The 15,284-nt window shown below is 63.3% G+C and carries 15 protein-coding genes and 1 pseudogene; 10 read left to right on the top strand and 6 right to left on the bottom strand.

Translation table 11 applies throughout. The features are described from left to right. Positions 1-43 precede the first annotated feature (43 nt). Together CO655_RS22515 and CO655_RS22510 are read right to left on the bottom strand one after the other, a co-directional pair. Positions 44-1,300, bottom strand: a complete 1,257-nt coding sequence (locus CO655_RS22515; RefSeq protein WP_097666726.1) for an extracellular solute-binding protein — start codon at positions 1,298-1,300, stop codon at positions 44-46. A 79-nt stretch (positions 1,301-1,379) separates the two neighbouring features. Further along, the gene (locus CO655_RS22510; protein WP_064685297.1) at positions 1,380-2,033 is read right to left on the bottom strand and encodes a GntR family transcriptional regulator; all 654 of its coding nucleotides are present in this window, start codon (positions 2,031-2,033) and stop codon (positions 1,380-1,382) included. Positions 2,034-2,162: 129 nt separating this feature from the next. Between CO655_RS22510 and CO655_RS22505 the strand changes: the two genes are divergently transcribed. Both CO655_RS22505 and CO655_RS22500 read left to right on the top strand, forming a co-directional pair. Beyond that, on the top strand, positions 2,163-3,374 hold the full coding sequence (locus CO655_RS22505; RefSeq protein ID WP_097666724.1) for a Tm-1-like ATP-binding domain-containing protein: 1,212 nt from the start codon (positions 2,163-2,165) through the stop codon (positions 3,372-3,374). Beyond that, complete coding sequence (locus CO655_RS22500; protein WP_097607607.1) at positions 3,371-4,195, top strand: phosphoenolpyruvate hydrolase family protein; 825 nt, start codon at positions 3,371-3,373, stop codon at positions 4,193-4,195. The genes CO655_RS22505 and CO655_RS22500 overlap by 4 nt, the downstream gene beginning before the upstream one ends. Positions 4,196-4,264: 69 nt before the next feature. Here CO655_RS22500 and CO655_RS22495 read toward each other — a convergent pair whose 3' ends face one another. After that, positions 4,265-5,131 carry an NAD(P)-dependent oxidoreductase gene (locus tag CO655_RS22495; protein WP_097666722.1) on the bottom strand — a complete coding sequence of 289 codons (867 nt, stop codon included), beginning with the start codon at positions 5,129-5,131 and terminating at the stop codon, positions 4,265-4,267. 216 nt (positions 5,132-5,347) lie between these two features. Between CO655_RS22495 and CO655_RS22490 the strand changes: the two genes are divergently transcribed. The 3 genes from CO655_RS22490 (at position 5,348) to CO655_RS22480 (ending at position 7,192) form a co-directional block, all read left to right on the top strand. Beyond that, positions 5,348-5,815, top strand: a complete 468-nt coding sequence (locus CO655_RS22490) for a universal stress protein (RefSeq protein WP_097666720.1) — start codon at positions 5,348-5,350, stop codon at positions 5,813-5,815. 136 nt (positions 5,816-5,951) lie between these two features. Then, positions 5,952-6,866, top strand: coding sequence for a J domain-containing protein (locus CO655_RS22485; protein ID WP_097666718.1), 915 nt, complete (start codon positions 5,952-5,954; stop codon positions 6,864-6,866). A 2-nt stretch (positions 6,867-6,868) separates the two neighbouring features. Then, the gene (locus tag CO655_RS22480) at positions 6,869-7,192 is read left to right on the top strand and encodes a chaperone modulator CbpM (protein WP_097666716.1); all 324 of its coding nucleotides are present in this window, start codon (positions 6,869-6,871) and stop codon (positions 7,190-7,192) included. A gap of 27 nt (positions 7,193-7,219) precedes the next feature. On the opposite strand, the gene CO655_RS22475 is transcribed toward CO655_RS22480, so the two are convergent. From CO655_RS22475 to CO655_RS22465, 3 genes and pseudogenes are all read right to left on the bottom strand, one after another. Next, complete coding sequence (locus tag CO655_RS22475; RefSeq protein WP_097666714.1) at positions 7,220-8,149, bottom strand: phosphatidate cytidylyltransferase; 930 nt, start codon at positions 8,147-8,149, stop codon at positions 7,220-7,222. Beyond that, positions 8,146-8,766, bottom strand: coding sequence for a lysophospholipid acyltransferase family protein (locus tag CO655_RS22470; protein ID WP_097607601.1), 621 nt, complete (start codon positions 8,764-8,766; stop codon positions 8,146-8,148). Before CO655_RS22470 ends, CO655_RS22475 begins: the two co-directional genes overlap by 4 nt. A 53-nt stretch (positions 8,767-8,819) precedes the next feature. Further along, positions 8,820-9,026 (bottom strand): annotated as a pseudogene (locus tag CO655_RS22465) (hypothetical protein); the annotation flags it as partial. A gap of 340 nt (positions 9,027-9,366) precedes the next feature. On the opposite strand from CO655_RS22465, the gene CO655_RS22460 reads away from it, so the two are divergent. Genes CO655_RS22460 through CO655_RS22440 form a run of 5 tightly spaced genes read left to right on the top strand, consistent with a single transcriptional unit; the run spans position 9,367 to position 15,280 of the window. Continuing rightward, complete coding sequence (locus tag CO655_RS22460) at positions 9,367-10,350, top strand: BMP family protein (RefSeq protein WP_097666712.1); 984 nt, start codon at positions 9,367-9,369, stop codon at positions 10,348-10,350. An 8-nt stretch (positions 10,351-10,358) separates the two neighbouring features. Then, complete coding sequence (locus tag CO655_RS22455; protein ID WP_097666710.1) at positions 10,359-11,771, top strand: amidase; 1,413 nt, start codon at positions 10,359-10,361, stop codon at positions 11,769-11,771. After that, the gene (locus tag CO655_RS22450) at positions 11,768-13,300 is read left to right on the top strand and encodes an ABC transporter ATP-binding protein (RefSeq protein ID WP_097666763.1); all 1,533 of its coding nucleotides are present in this window, start codon (positions 11,768-11,770) and stop codon (positions 13,298-13,300) included. The genes CO655_RS22455 and CO655_RS22450 overlap by 4 nt, the downstream gene beginning before the upstream one ends. Next, a complete protein-coding gene (locus CO655_RS22445) occupies positions 13,290-14,339 on the top strand; it encodes an ABC transporter permease (protein ID WP_097607598.1) in 1,050 nt (349 codons plus the stop codon). Before CO655_RS22450 ends, CO655_RS22445 begins: the two co-directional genes overlap by 11 nt. Beyond that, positions 14,336-15,280, top strand: coding sequence for an ABC transporter permease (locus CO655_RS22440; RefSeq protein ID WP_097666708.1), 945 nt, complete (start codon positions 14,336-14,338; stop codon positions 15,278-15,280). Before CO655_RS22445 ends, CO655_RS22440 begins: the two co-directional genes overlap by 4 nt. The last annotated feature ends 4 nt before the right edge of the window (positions 15,281-15,284 follow it).

The raw sequence follows: 15,284 nt of genomic DNA, 5'->3' as shown, positions 1-15,284 counted from the left end.
AGAGAAGCCACGACCTTGCTGCCTGATGTTTCGGGGATGGCCACTATTTCGCCTCTGCCATCTTCGCCTGGATCTGCTTCATGCCGTCTTCACCGCCGATCTGGCCGGAGATCAGGCCCTGGATGACCTGGAAATAGGTGTCGAGCACCGGCCCGGGCAGATAGACGCTCGGATTATAGCCGACGCCGCCGGCCGCGGCCGCGAAGATATCCTTGAGCACCGGGGTCGGAGGTTCGAGGCCAGGGATTTCGCGTGGATAGATCATCGTGCTCGCCGGGTCCTGCGCGCGTTTTTTCATCACCGCATCCGACAGCATGAAGTCGATCCATTTCATCGCGAGTTCCGGCTGCCTCGAATTGACGGGGATCAGCCAGCTCCAGCCGACGCCGCCGGTCGGAATCGCTGCGCCCTTGATGTCGGACGGCATCGGCGCATAACCGGCATTCTTGAGGTCATAACCAGCCTTGCGGGCATTGGCGGTGAACCAGGGGCCGGCAACGAACATGGCGGCGCGCTTGTTGAACCAGAGCCGCGAGGCGCCGTCGAGATCGAGACCGGCCATTTCCTTCTTGATGTCGCCTGCCTCGACCAGCTTCTGCAGCCGGATGGCGCCGGCGGCGACGGACGGGTCGTCCCACGCAATTTCGCGACGCAGCGCCTTGCCGATCACCTCCTTACCGCTCGCCGACTGCAGCAGGTTGCCGAAGAGATGACCGGCGCTGCCCGTCGTGCGCGGACCGATGGCGATCGGCTGCAGGCCGGTCTCCTCGATCGATTTCATCAGCGCTTCGAATTCGCTCCAGGTGGCTGGGATCTTCCAGCCGGCCTGCGCGAAAATGTCCTTGTGGTACCAGATGCCCAGCGCATCGAGCCCATCGGGAACCTCATAGATCTCGCCGGCGAACTGGCCCTTCAGCTCGGTGTAGAGCCAGGGATAGATCTTGTCCTTCCAGCCGCGCTTTTCATATTGCTCGGTGAGCGGCATCACCTGCTTGGCGTTCTTGACGACGCTGATGCGGCCGATGCCGGAGTTGGTGAGGATCACGTCCGGTCCGGCATCCGACTGGATCGCCGCCTGCACCGCGCCGTTGCTGATCGTGCCGGTCGGCGGCATGAATTCGACGGTCACACCGGGATTGGCTTTTTCGAAATCGGCCTTGATGCCGTTCCAGAGCTGCGCGACCAGCGGCTCGGTGATCTGCTCAGGCCCCCACATCTTCAGGGTTTCGGCATGTGCCGCCAGCGAGCTTGCGGCGATCATCGCCGCCAGTGCGGTGCTGCGGGCAAGTAATTTCAGCATTGTTCCCTCCTCCGGGCCGCTCCGCGGCCCATGTTTTTCGGTTGCTGAAGGAGACCTCCCTCTCCTTCATGTCCTTCGGCTAACCCTTCTGAAAGCGCGCCATGACGGCCTGCTGGACATCGCTGATATGCGCGTGCATCAGCGCTTTGGCGCGGGCAATGTCGCGCGCCCTGAAAGCCTGCAGGATCTGATCGCGCTCCTCGGCCGCCCTTTCGGCCAGATCGCGGCTCTCATTGGCGATCGAGCGGCAGATCTGGATCTGCAGTGCGAGTCGCGCCAGCGTTTCGATCAGCGGCGCGCTCCCCGAAAGCTCGGCAATGGTCTCGTGGAATTCCTTGTCGCGAATGCCGTAGGTTTCCATGTCGCCGCGGCGCAATGCGGCCACTGCTTCATCCAGGATACGCTCGAAGTTTGCGATATGCCGGTCGCTCATCTCCGGAACGGCGAGCTCGACGGCGAAGCATTCGAGCGTCTTGCGCAAATTATAGAGGTCGTCGATCTCTTTCGGCGTGAAGCTGCGCACGAAAAAACCGCGATAGGGCTTGATCTCGATCAGCCCTTCCTTGGCGAGCGTGCCGATCGCCTCCCGGAATGGCGTGCGACTGACCTGCAGCCGTTCCGTCAGTTCTTTTTCGTCGATCGAGACGCCGCTCGGCAGCTCACCCGAGACGATCAGGCGAACGATTTCCTCGTAGATCCGCTCGCGAAGGGTGAGGTGGCGCGGTGCGTTCATGGTTTCCATTTCCGTCTGGCGTTGATGAATTAAGTATGCAATATTCGAAAGAATATACAATATGAAAAATACATAAACAGGAATTTTATCGAAAGCTCACAGAGAAAGTTTGAAAAAGGAGGAAAAACAATGGGAAAGGTCTATATCGTCGGCACCTGCGACACCAAGAGCGCGGAACTGAATTACGCCAGGGAGGTGGTTCGTGCGGCCGGCGCCGATGCCATCCTGGTCGATGTCGGAACGCTCGGGGATAACGCCGGCGCCGATATCCGGGCGCGGGAAGTGGCCGAATTTCATCCCGAGGGCGCGGCGGCCGTGCTGGGGCAGACCGATCGGGGAACGGCGGTTTCGGCCATGGCCAAGGCGCTGACGGCATTCCTGACATCACGCAGCGACATCGGCGCCGTTCTCGGTCTCGGCGGTACCGGCAATACCGCGCTCGTCACGGAAGCGATGCGCGCACTTCCCATCGGCCTGCCGAAACTGATGGTCTCGACGGTCGCCTCCGGCAATGTCGCGCCCTATGTCGGGCCGAACGATCTGACCATGATGTATTCGGTCGTCGACGTCGCCGGCCTGAATGCGATCTCGCGCAAGGTGATCGGCAATGCGGCGAATGCGGCGGCCGGCATGGCCGGCAATCCCATTCCCGCTTCGAGCGATGATCGGCCGGGCATCGGCATGACCATGTTCGGCGTCACCACGCCTTGCGTCACGCAGATCCGTGAGATGCTCGGCAAGACGCATGAAATCTACGTCTTTCACGCGACCGGCGTCGGCGGGGAGTCGATGGAGAAGCTTGCCGATTCCCGCCTGCTGCAGGGCGTGATCGACGTGACGACGACGGAGGTTCCCGATCTCCTCGTCGGCGGCGTCTTTCCGGCGACCATGGATCGCTTCGGCGCCATCATCCGCACCGGCCTGCCCTATGTCGGCTCGGTCGGCGCCGTCGACATGGTGAATTTCGGCGCGCGGGAAACCGTGCCGGCGCCTTTCCGCGACCGCAGGCTTCATGTCCACAATGCCCAGGTGACGCTGATGCGCACCACGCCAGCGGAAAACAGCCGGATCGGCGCCTTCATCGTCGAGCGGATGAACCGGATGCAGGGGCCGGTCCGTTTCCTGCTGCCGCTCCAGGGCGTTTCGGCCATCGACGCCGCCGGTCAGCCGTTCCACGATCCGCAAGCCGACGCGGCGCTGTTTGCCGCCATCCGCGCCGGCTGGCGCAATGCGGAAAACAGGCGCCTTGTCGAGATAGACGCCCATATCAACAGCCCGGAATTCGCCGCGGCACTCGTTGCCAACTTTCATGACATCCATGCCTCAAGGAGGGAATTTTGACCCGCATCGATAGAAGCGACATTCTGAACAGGCTTCGCCGCAAGATCGCCGAGGGCCGGCCGATCGTCGGCGGCGGCGCCGGCACCGGCCTTTCCGCCAAAAGCGAGGAAGCCGGCGGCATCGACCTGATCGTGATCTACAATTCCGGCCGTTACCGCATGGCCGGACGCGGCTCGCTGGCCGGCCTGCTCGCCTATGGCAATGCCAATGAGATCGTCAGGGAGATGGGCCGCGAGGTTCTGCCGGTCGTGCGCCACACGCCGGTGCTTGCCGGCGTCAACGGCACCGATCCCTTCATGCTGCCCGATCTCTTCCTCGACGAACTGAAGGCGATGGGCTTTGCCGGCATCCAGAACTTTCCCACCGTCGGGCTGATCGACGGCACCTTCCGCGCCAATCTCGAAGAAACCGGCATGGGCTTCGATCTCGAGATCGATATTATCGCCCGCGCGCACGCCAAGGACATGCTGACGACGCCCTATGTCTTCAGCGCCGAGGACGCCATGGCCATGACCCGGGCCGGCGCCGATATCGTCGTCTGCCATCTCGGCCTGACCACAGGCGGCGCGATCGGCGCCGAAACGGCGCTGACGCTCGACGGATGCGTGGAGAAGATCAACGCCTGGACGGACGCCGCCAGATCCGTGCGCGACGACGTCATCGTGCTCTGCCACGGCGGTCCGATCGCCATGCCGGCGGATGCCGCATACGTGCTCGCCCGCTGCAAGGGATGCAACGGCTTTTACGGCGCAAGTTCGATGGAGCGGTTGCCGACCGAAGTCGCGATCAGGGCACAGGTCGAGGATTTCGTAAAGATTTAGGCGCGGCTTGGACCGGCCGTACGCCAGCTGCCGGCGCCCCCAGTGTGGGGCGCCGGCCGCGGGTAAGTGCTACGGCATGACCATCGCACCGGCGGTTTCCGGGGAGGCAAGGATCTCGTCCAGCCGTCTGACCAGCACGCGGCTGCCCTTGACGTCGTCGGCCAGCCTGGAGAAAACATCAGCCATGCCGCGAAAAATCTCCGCTGCCGGATCGTCCTTTCCGAGGAAATCGGCGATCTCCTGCATTTCGGCGACCCAGCGGTAGGCTTTCGGATACATGTCGGGAATGGATTTCGACAGTTTGATGTCGATATCGGGGAGGCTTTCAGAGAGTTCGGCCTTCAGGCTTTCGGCAGCGCCAGAGCGGGATGCGGCCAGCAGCATTGCGGCGCCGAGGCCGATAAAACCCTTGTTGATGCCGGCATAACACATCTTCAGCGCTGAAGCCGCGCCGAGCGGGCCGTCGAGCTTGCAGACCCGCAAGCCGTAATCTTCGAGCAGCCTGCTTCGCTCCGCGCTATCGCCGCTGATATAGATGGCCGGCCCTGATTTGCCGGGAACCGGCGGCCCGCCGATGATAGCGCCGTCGAGAACCTCTACCCGGCTGCCATCGAACCGCGCCGCCAGCGCCTGCATGGTTTTCGGTGCGATCGCATTGAGGTCGATAAAGGGCGGCGGTGCCGGCATCCCCGACGATATCTCCGCGACCAATTCGGCGACGCTGATCGCTTCCACCGGCGGAACGATCGACAGGATCAGCTCGGCCTCCGCCAGCGCCCGGCGTCCGACCGGCACCATGCCGGCTGTCTTGGCGCGCGCAATCGTCTGATCGCTTCTACCGTCGAGATGGGTCAGCACCGTGGCGCCATGGTCGATCAGCCGTCTGGCGACAGCGCTTCCCATTGCGCCCGCTCCGATGATTGCGAAATTCGGCATGTGAAACCTCTATGGTGTGACGACATCGCATGAGAGCTACCGCCGATCGGGCCGCCGTCAACTGCGACAAGGCGGCAGGATGCTCGTGTCGAAAGCGGGCGACGGCTTTCCCGTGCACGCCGCCGCTTCACTGACGGACTTGATTTTGGTCAAAGCAGGCGTCGTCGATCTAGGTAAGATCACGGCAATGGCTGGCATTCGAGGATATTGATTTCAATGTATCGCACGATCATCTGCGGCATCGGCATGGGTTCGAGGCGGACGGCAAACCGCTTGCTGCGCCGGGCTGCGGCGCTTGTGGACGAAGGCGGAACCATCCTCGTCATGCATGTCATCGAGAATGTCCCGCAGCGTCGTCTGACCGGCATTCCCGAGGAATCGGCAACGGCCGCCATCGTCGACGCCGAAAAGAAGCTCGTGTCGCTCTGCAAGGAGTTGGGAATCCCTGTGATGATCGAGGTTCGCATCGGCGTTGCCGCTTCCCTGCTGGTGTCGGCCGCAAGGAAGAGAGCGGCCGATCTCATTCTGCTGTCATCCCACGTGCCCGATATCACCGACTACGTCTTCTCCTCGATCGTCGAGAAGGTCGTGCGTCATGCCGGATGCTCGGTTCTCGTCGATCGGCGTTTTGACGACGCGCATGAGGGCTCCGCGCCCCAAACCGAAGACGCCGTTCCGCTCTGAGCTCTGGCAAGTTCCCGCCGATCACGGGATCACCGGCTTGAGGTGCCCCGTGGGTTGCCCCTCCCCGGCGGCGGCCCGACAACCTATATCAGTGCCAAGCCAACCAGCAGCATGGACTGCCCGACCGGAGATATGCATGAGCCAGGATCCCTATGAGCTTCTGGGCGTGAAGCGGGATGCGACGCAGAAGGATATTCAGAGTGCGTTCCGCAAGCTCGCCAAGAAACTTCACCCCGACCTTAACCCCGGCGACAAAAAGGCAGAGGACCGGTTCAAAGATATTTCGACCGCTTACGAGATTTTGAGCGACGAACAGAAGCGGAGACGTTTCGACCGCGGCGAGATCGATATGACGGGCGCCGAGCGGGCGCAGCGCAGCTATTACCGCGACTATGCCTCGACGAGCGGTGCCAATGATCCCTACCGCAACAATTCCGGCTTTGCCGATTTCGCCGACATCGACAATACCTTTGCCAATTTCTTTTCGCGCCGCGCAGGCGGCGGCAGGACGCGCAGCCAAGGCCAGGATCGGCGTTTCTCCATGGAGGTCGATTTTCTCGAGGCCGTCAACGGCACCAGGACCGAGATCAAGCTGCCGGATGGGCCGCAGCTCGATGTGCAGATCCCGCCCGGAACCCGCGACGGCCAGACTTTGCGGCTGCGTGGCAAAGGTGAACCGGGCATTGGCGGCGGGCCGCCGGGCGATGCCCTGATCGAAATCCGTGTGGCCCCCCACCGCTTTTTCACGCGCGACGGCGACGACATCCGCCTGGAACTGCCAATCTCGCTTGGCGAGGCGGTGCTCGGCGGCAAGGTCCGCGTGCCGACACCTTCGGGACCTGTCAACGTGACGCTGCCTGCGCACTCGAATACGGGCAAGGTCCTGCGCCTCAGGGGCAAGGGCGTTCCAAAACGCGGCGGCGGACACGGCGACGTCTATGTCTCCTTGAAGATCGTGCTGCCCGATAATCCAGACGAACGGCTGGCCTCCCTGGTGAAGGAATGGGCGGCGGCAAATCCATACGATCCGAGGAAGAATATGGAGGCCTGATCATGGATGATCATGAGTTCCGTCTTTGCCTGAAAATCGATGTCGTCCAGCTCGACTTCTGGGTCGAACGGGGCTGGTTGATCCCGGAGATGTCAGGCGAAGGGCGGCAGTTTGGCGAGGCCGATGTCGCCCGCGGCCGGCTCATCCTCGATCTCATGGGCAATATGGGTGTCAACGAAGCCGGCGTCGATGTCGTCATGGATCTGGTCGACCAGCTTCACGGAATCAGGGGAACGATGGGCAAGCTGGTGACGGCCATCGGCCGGCAGGACCGGCAGGTTCAGCAGCGGCTCATCGAGAGCCTCAAGGATATCGACCGCTTTTGAGGAACCGGCCGCATGCGGCGGATATCCTCACGTGGTGAACCAGTAGCGGACGATGTGGAAGAACAGCGGTGCGGCGAAGGTGATGGAATCCAGCCGGTCGAGCACGCCGCCATGGCCTTCGATCACATAGCCCCAGTCCTTGGCGTTGAGATCGCGCTTGATCGCCGAGAGCACGAAGCCACCGAAGAAGCCGGCAACGACGATGACCGTGCTGACGGCTGCCGCCTGCAGGGGTGAGAAAGGCGTCAGCCGATAGAGCAGCGTTCCGACAAGGATCGCCGAGGCGCCGCCGCCGATGAGGCCCTCGAGCGTCTTCGACGGGCTGATGTTCGGGGAGAAACGATGTTTTCCCAGAAGCTTGCCCCAGACATACTGGAAGACGTCGCTGAGCTGCACGACGATAACGAGATAGACAAGAAGAAGCGCCGGCGGCGTGCCGGTCTCAAGCATCAGGAGCGCGGGCGCATGGCTGATCGAATAGACCGTCAGCATCAAGCCCCATTGCACCCTGGCGGTTCGCGCCAGGAATTCCTTGACGTCGCCCGTGAGCGTCGCCACTGCCGGCAGGATCAGGAAGGCATAGACCGGAATGAAGATCGCAAAGAGGCCGTACCATAACGTTCCGAGCAGCACATAGTGCAGCGGCAGGACGACGAAGAAGGACAGGAACAGCGCCAGGTGATCGCCGCGCCGTGACGGCGTCAGCGTCCAGAATTCGCGCAGCGCCATGAAGGACAGGAATGCGAACAGGATGACCACCGCCGTATCGCCGAGCAGGATCGCGCCGCCGAACACCGCGACCATGATCCACCAGGAGCGAATGCGGGCGTTGAGGTTCTGGACGGTGGCGACGGAGCCGGGCTCGGTCGCCCGCCGCTGCAGCATGAAGCCGATGGCGGAGGCGACGGCGAGCAGGCCGAGGATCGCGGCAAGGACGATGGAGAAAAGGCTGGTCATGCGGTGCGCCCTCCATCTGCCAGCTCGATGACCGCGGCGCGGGCCCGCGCCAGGAATGCGTCCTTGCCTTCGCCGGGTTCGACACGCAGCGGCTTGCCGAAGCGCGCCGTGCAGGTGATCGGCACGATCAGTATGCTTCCCTTCGGCAGGATGCGCTGCAGATTGTCGAGATGGATCGGTACGAGATCGACATCGGGGAAGCGGCAGGCAAGGCGATAGATGCCGCTGCGGAATGGAGCGATCTCCTCGGTGGCGCTTCTCGTGCCTTCTGGAAAAATCAGGATCGAACGCCCTTCCTCGAGCAGGCGCTCGAGCGGCTCCAGCGGGTTGCTGTCCGGCAGAGGCTTGCGGTCTATCAGAACGGCGCGCAGGCCTTTCTCCGCGATGAAACGGCGGAGGGCGCTGGTTCCCCAATAGTCGCGCGCCGCTACCGGATGGGTCAGCCGCCGCACCTGATACGGCAGGGCGGCCATGACGGCGACCGTATCGACATGGCTGTTGTGATTGGCGAAATAGATGCGGCGGCGCGTATCGGGCGTGCAGCCCCGCCACTCGCTTCGGGCGCCGACCATGATACGGACGAACAACACAAGGAGGCGACGGACAAGCGCGGTCATAGTCTCTCCAGCGAATGGGAAAGCGTTATCGCACGGGTGATGCAGGTGACAAGGCTGCCGGCCGCGATGATGATGGAGGGGGTGATCGGATGTGAGGTGAACAGGATGAGCGCCGCGCCGATGCCGGCAAACAGGATCGAGAGAAGCGAAATGCTGTTCAGCGTGACGCCGGCGCGCGCCAGCCACGCACTCAGGCCGATCGCCCAGGACGACGACCGGCTCGCGATCGGCCGCCGCGAGACGTCCTGTTCTTCACCCATTTTCTTGTTTCCCCAACCCGACAGTTCTCTGCATATCCTGCAAATATCGTCGCGCCAAGCCCTGCAGGTCCGGTCCGAGCTCCCCTTGCGCCGAAGCGAAGGACGCGTTTGTTGGGATGGAAATTCACAACCAGGAGGCGCGGCGGGATCGAGGTGCAGGCTGCCACGCCACGTTTCTTTCCGCCATGTCGCGACGCCCTGCAGGCACGTAAAAATTCGGCGGGTGAGGAAGGAGCCTAAAGGGGTCGATCAGCCTGATTTTTAAGCCTGTTCTCTCCTTGACACCTTTTTAGGCGCTACTATGATTTTTGAACCAGATGGTAAAAAAAGGGAACAATCGATGACCAAAGACATCCTGATTTCACGCCGGGCAGTGATCGCATCGGGCATTGCGCTCGGAGTGAGCAGCTTCGCCCCGCTCGCAAGGGCTGCCCCACTGAAAGTTGCCGGCATTCATGCGTCGCCGGTTGAAAACGCCTGGAATTCCTGTCTTCACAAGGCCCTTCAGGATGCTGCCAAGGAAGGCGTCATCGAATATGTCTTTTCCGAAGGTGTCTCCGGCACCGATTATCCGCGCGCCATGCGCGAATATGCCGAACAGGGCAACAAGCTGATCATCGGCGAAGCCTATGCGGTCGAGAAGGAGGCCCGGCAGGTCGCGGCCGACTATCCTGATACGGCTTTCGTGCTGGGTTCGAGCGGCGAGCAGGCCGGCGACAATTTCGGCGTCTTCGGCACGTGGAATCATGACGGCGCCTATCTGGCCGGCATGCTTGCGGGCAAGATGACCAAGTCGAACGTCGTCGGTTCGGTCGGCGCCATTCCGATCCCCGAGGTCAACATGCTGATCAACGCCTTTGCCGCGGGCGTCAAGGCTGTCAATCCCGACGCAAAGCACTTGGTCTCGTTCATCGGTACCTTCTTCGACCCGCCGAAGGCCCGCGAGGCCGGCCTCGCCCAGATCGACGCCGGCGCCGATATCCTGTTCGGCGAGCGCATCGGCACGGCCGATGCCGCCAAGGAACGCGGCATCAAATCGGTCGGCTCGCTGGTCGACTACACGCCGCGTTATCCCGATACGGTCTTCGCCAACGCCATGTGGTATTTCCGCCCGATCCTGAATGCCGCGATCGCCGATGTCGCTGCCGGCAAACCGGTCGGCCGGAACTACACGTCCTACGGCCTGATGAAGGAAGGCGGCAGCGATATCGTCTTCGTCAAGGGCGTTGCGCCTGCCGAGGCTGAGGCCGCTATGGAAACCAAGCGAGCGGAGATCAAGGCCGGCACCTTCGAAGTGCCCAAGATGATGGACGAGCCGAAGTAGTTCGGTTGATGCGGGGCGACGCGACGGAACTGGCGGCAGCGATCAGGCATGGCAACCTGAGCGCTGCAGAAGCGATGCAGATCTCCCTCGAGGCCGCCGCGCGGCATGAGCCGCTCGGCGCAATCGCCTATCTCGACGGCGCCATGGGCCTCGCCGCGGCGCAGGCCTGCGACAGGGAGCGGCAGAGCGCGCCCGAGCATTTCTCGGCGCGACCCTTCGCCGGCGTGCCGACCTTGGCGAAGGATCTTGGCGGTCCCTTCCGCGGACTGCCGGCAACAGCCGGTTCCCGCCTCTTCGAGAGAAAAGGCGGCGGAGTCGACTCCGATCTCGCTTCGCGGTTCCTCGAGGCCGGCTTCTGTCTGTTCGGCCTGACGACGAGCCCGGAATTCGGCCTTTCGCTCGCCAGCGAACCGGCAATCGGGCCTGTCTGTCGCAATCCGCTCGATCCCACGCGCACCGCCGGCGGCTCGTCAGGCGGTGCGGCGGCAGCGGTTGCCGCCGGGATCGTCGCGATTGCCCATGCCACCGATGCCGGCGGCTCGATCCGCGTGCCTGCCGCCTGTTGCGGTCTCGTCGGAATGAAGCCGACCCGTGGCGCCATCCCCGGCGGACCTTCTTTCGGCAATCACCTTGCCGGAATCGCGAGCGAACTTGCGGTCTGCCGGTCGGTGCGGGATACGGCGCTGATTTTTGATCGGCTGAGCGGCAATGCACGCGGACCCGTTCCGGATCCCTCTCCCGCCGATGTCGACACCGGCCGTTTGCGGATCGGCTTGTTGACCGACACCGGACAGGCCTATCCGACCGAGGATCGCCGCCTTGCAGCCGTTGCGGACGCCGCACGTGTGCTCGAAAAGGACGGTCACATCATCGTTCCCTTGGCCTCGGCCGATTTGGAATGGAGCGTTTCTGCCAGCAGCCGTGCCTTTGCCGATATCGTTTCCGTCAACCTCGCCGCGCTCATCGAGGCGGCAGCCCTTGAGGAAAGCAGGGCCGAGCCCCTCACGCAGGCTTTCGCGATACGCGGACGAGCGCTCAAGGCCACCGAACTCTGGAAAACGCTGAACGATGCAGTGCTGGTAAGCCATGCGGTCTGGGGGCTGTTCGACAAGGTCGATTGCATCCTGATGCCGATGCTTGCCTCTGCGCCCCTTGCGACCGGCTCGTTTCCGACCGATCATGCCGACACCGATCTGCATCTGGAGCGAATGACTGCGTTTGCGCCGCTTGCCTGCCTTGCCAATGTTTCGGGTTTTCCTGCTTTGACGCTGCCGTTCGGACAGGATCAGCACGCCATGCCGCTGCCGGTGCAGCTCATGATGCCGATGGGTCACGAGCCGCGGCTTCTGTCGCTGGCGGCACGCCTTGAGGCCGAAGGGCGATGGCAGCACCGCTTTCCGGTGGCGGGGTTGCCGTCATGACCGGGCCTGTTCTGGAAATTGCCGGCGTCAGCAAACGCTTCGGCGCCAACCTTGCCAATGACGATATTTCCATGACGCTGGCCAGGGGCGAGGTCGTCGCCCTGCTCGGCGAGAACGGCGCGGGCAAGACCACGCTGATGAGCATCCTTTTTGGCCACTACATGCCGGATGCCGGCCGAATTTTGATCGACGGCGCCGAGCTGCCGCAGGGCAAGCCGCGCGCGGCAATCCGCGCCGGCGTCGGCATGGTGCATCAGCATTTCTCGCTCGCGCCCAATCTGACCGTCCTGGAAAATGTCATGACCGGCACGGAAGGCCTTTGGTCCTGGCGATCGGCAACATCGGCGGCGCGCAAGAAGCTCCTGGCGATTTCGGAGCGCTTCGGTCTCCAGGTCGATCCGGATGCCCGCCTTGGCGACCTTTCGGTCGGCGAGCAGCAAAGAGTGGAAATCCTCAAGGCGCTCTACAACGATGCCCGCATCCTGATCCTCGATGAGCCGACGGCGGTGCTGACCAACATCGAAGCCGAGCGGCTGTTCACGACCCTGAAGGAAATGGCCCGCCAGGGCCTGTCGCTGATCTTCATCTCGCATAAGCTCGACGAGGTGATGGCGGCGGCAGACCGCATCGTCGTGCTGCGCGCTGGCAGGATGGTCGCCGAGCGCAGGGCGTCGGAAACGAACAAGGCGGAACTCGCCGAGCTGATGGTCGGGCACCGCGTAACGCGGCCCGTTCGCGAACCGTCGACACCCGGTCACGTTGCACTCGAGGCTTCGGGCGTGACCGTGCGAAGCGGCGGCATCGATCGTCTGAAATCGATCAGCTTCCGGCTGCATCAGGGAGAGATCCTCGGCATTATCGGCGTTTCCGGCAACGGCCAGGCGGCGTTGGCGCATCTTCTCTCCGGTACGCTGGCGCGCAGCAGCGGCGACCTCAGGCTGTTCGGCGAAGTGGTCGGCAATCTTGGCGTCGCCGACGTCGTCGACGCCGGCATCGGCCGCATTCCCGAGGACCGCAACCATGAGGGCGTGATCGGGGAAATGGCGATCTGGGAAAACGCCGTGCTGGAGCGGATCGCCTCGCCGGCATTCTCGCGCCATGGTCTCGTCAACCGCAAGGCCAGCATAACCTTCGCGCGCGCGATCATCGACGGCTTCGACGTTCGCGGCGGCGGCCCGGCGATCCGCACACGGCTGCTGTCCGGCGGCAATATGCAAAAGCTCATTCTCGGGCGCAGTCTCTATCGGCGGCCGCGCATCCTGATTGCCGCCCAGCCTGCCCGCGGCCTCGACGAAGGGGCCGTGGCCGCTGTGCATGCGCGCCTGCTGGAAGCCCGCGGGCAGGGGACTGCGGTGCTGCTGATCTCGGAGGATCTTGACGAGGTGATCGCGCTCGCAGACCGCATACAGGCGATCGTCGGCGGCCGGCTGTCGCCGCCCGTCGATGCCGATGGCGCCGACGCCCGCAGGCTGGGGCTGATGATGGCCGGCGAATGGCAAGAGACCCGCGAGGCCGATCATGCGATTTGAGCGCCGCGAGCACCGCCCGCTTTACCTGCTGATCGCCACACCCGTCATCGCCATCATCGCGGCTCTGGCGCTGGCCGGCATCTTGATCTCGATCGCCGGCGCACCTGTTCTGGACGCCTATTGGCGCATCCTGACCGGCGCCTTCGGCTCGCGGCTTTCGGCGACCGAAACGCTGACGCGGGCAACGCCACTGATGCTGACCGGACTTGCCGCCGCCGTCGCTTTCCGCGCGCGGCTCTGGAATATCGGCGCCGAGGGCCAGTTTTATCTCGGCGCCATCGCCGTTGCGGCGGCAAGCTCGAAACTGCTGGGCAATCTTCCCGCACCCCTTCTCATTCCGCTGCTGCTGCTTATCGGCGCCATCGCCGGCATGGTGCTGATTTTGATCCCGCTGTGGCTGAGGTTGCGCTTTTCCGTCGATGAGGTCGTCACCAGCCTGCTGATGAATTTCATTGCCGTGCTTTTCGTCTCGATGCTCATAGACGGCGTTCTCAAGGATCCGCTCGCCTTCGGCTGGCCGCAGTCGCAATCCGTCAGCGATCACGCCATGCTGCCGAAGCTGATCGCCCGCTCGCGCCTGCATATCGGTTTGGCGATTGCGATCGCCCTGGCGGTCGCCGTCCACTTCGTCCAGTCCCGCACGGTGTTCGGCATGCAGTCCCGCGCAGCAGGCCTCAGTCCCGCCGGCGCGGTCTTCGCAGGCGTGCCGCTCGGCAGGACGCTGGTAAAGGTCGCCTGTGTTTCGGGCGGGCTTGCGGGCCTCGCCGGCGCGATCGAGGTGATGGGCGTCAAGGGTTATGTGACGACGGACCTGTCACCCGGTTTCGGCTATGCCGGTATCGTCGTCGCCATGCTCGCCAATCTCAATCCGCTCGGCGTCGTCTTCGCTGCCATATTTACGGCCACGATGTTCGTCGGCGCGGACGGCATGAGCCGGGGTCTCGGCATCCCGACCTATATTGCCGACGTTACGGTGGCGCTGTCGCTGCTGACGATGCTGATCGCATTGTTCTTCACCCAATACAGGATAAGGCGATGACGCAATTGTTCGATATCATCGCTTCCGCCGGGCTCTGGGCGGCAATCCTGCGGATCGCCACGCCGCTGATTTTCGGCACGCTCGGCGCCCTGCTCTGCGAACGGGCCGGCGTGCTCAATCTCGGTATCGAAGGCATCATGACCTTCGGCGCGATGATCGGCTGGCTTTCCGTCTATCACGGCGTCGATCTGTGGACCGGCCTGCTGATCGCCGCGGTCGCCGGCGGCATCTTCGGCCTGCTGCATGCGTCGCTGACGGTGACGCTCGGCCTGTCCCAGCACGTCTCCGGCCTCGGCGTCACCCTCTTTGCCTCCAGTTTCAGCTATTATGTCTTCCGGCTGATCGTGCCGCTTGCCAATACGCCGCCGACCATCGTGCCGTTCCAGCCGATCGCCATTCCCGGCCTCTCGACGCTGCCATTCATCGGCCCGGCCTTCTTCACGCAGACGGCGCCGACCTATCTTGCGATCCTTATCGCCCTCTTGATGGCCTACATCATCTTCCGAACTCCCGTGGGGCTCGCAATCCGGATGACCGGTGAAAATCCGCATGCAGCGGAAGCCCAGGGCGTCAATCCGATGAAGGTGCGATACGGTGCAGTCATCATCGGCAGCGCGCTGATGGGAATGGGCGGCGCTTTCCTGACATTGTCGGCGTTCAACAGCTTCTTCCCGACCATGGTGCAGGGGCGCGGCTGGATTTGCATCGCGCTTGTCGTGTTCGCCTCCTGGCGGCCGGGCCGCGCGCTGTTCGGGGCCCTGCTCTTCGCCTTCTTCGATGCCTTTCAGCTTCGGCTGCAAACGGCGTTAAGCGGACTCGTACCCTATCAGCTCTTCCTGATGACGCCCTATATCCTTTCCATTGCGGCTCTCGCCATCATGGCCCGCCGCGCCCGCGTCCCGCAGGCGCTGATGCAGCCCTATCGTCGCGGTGAACGGTGAAGCC

It is taken from the genome of Rhizobium sp. M1 (assembly GCF_002531805.1).
GTDB lineage: Bacteria > Pseudomonadota > Alphaproteobacteria > Rhizobiales > Rhizobiaceae > Rhizobium > Rhizobium etli_C.
This window is presented reverse-complemented; position numbering and strand designations above follow the sequence as displayed.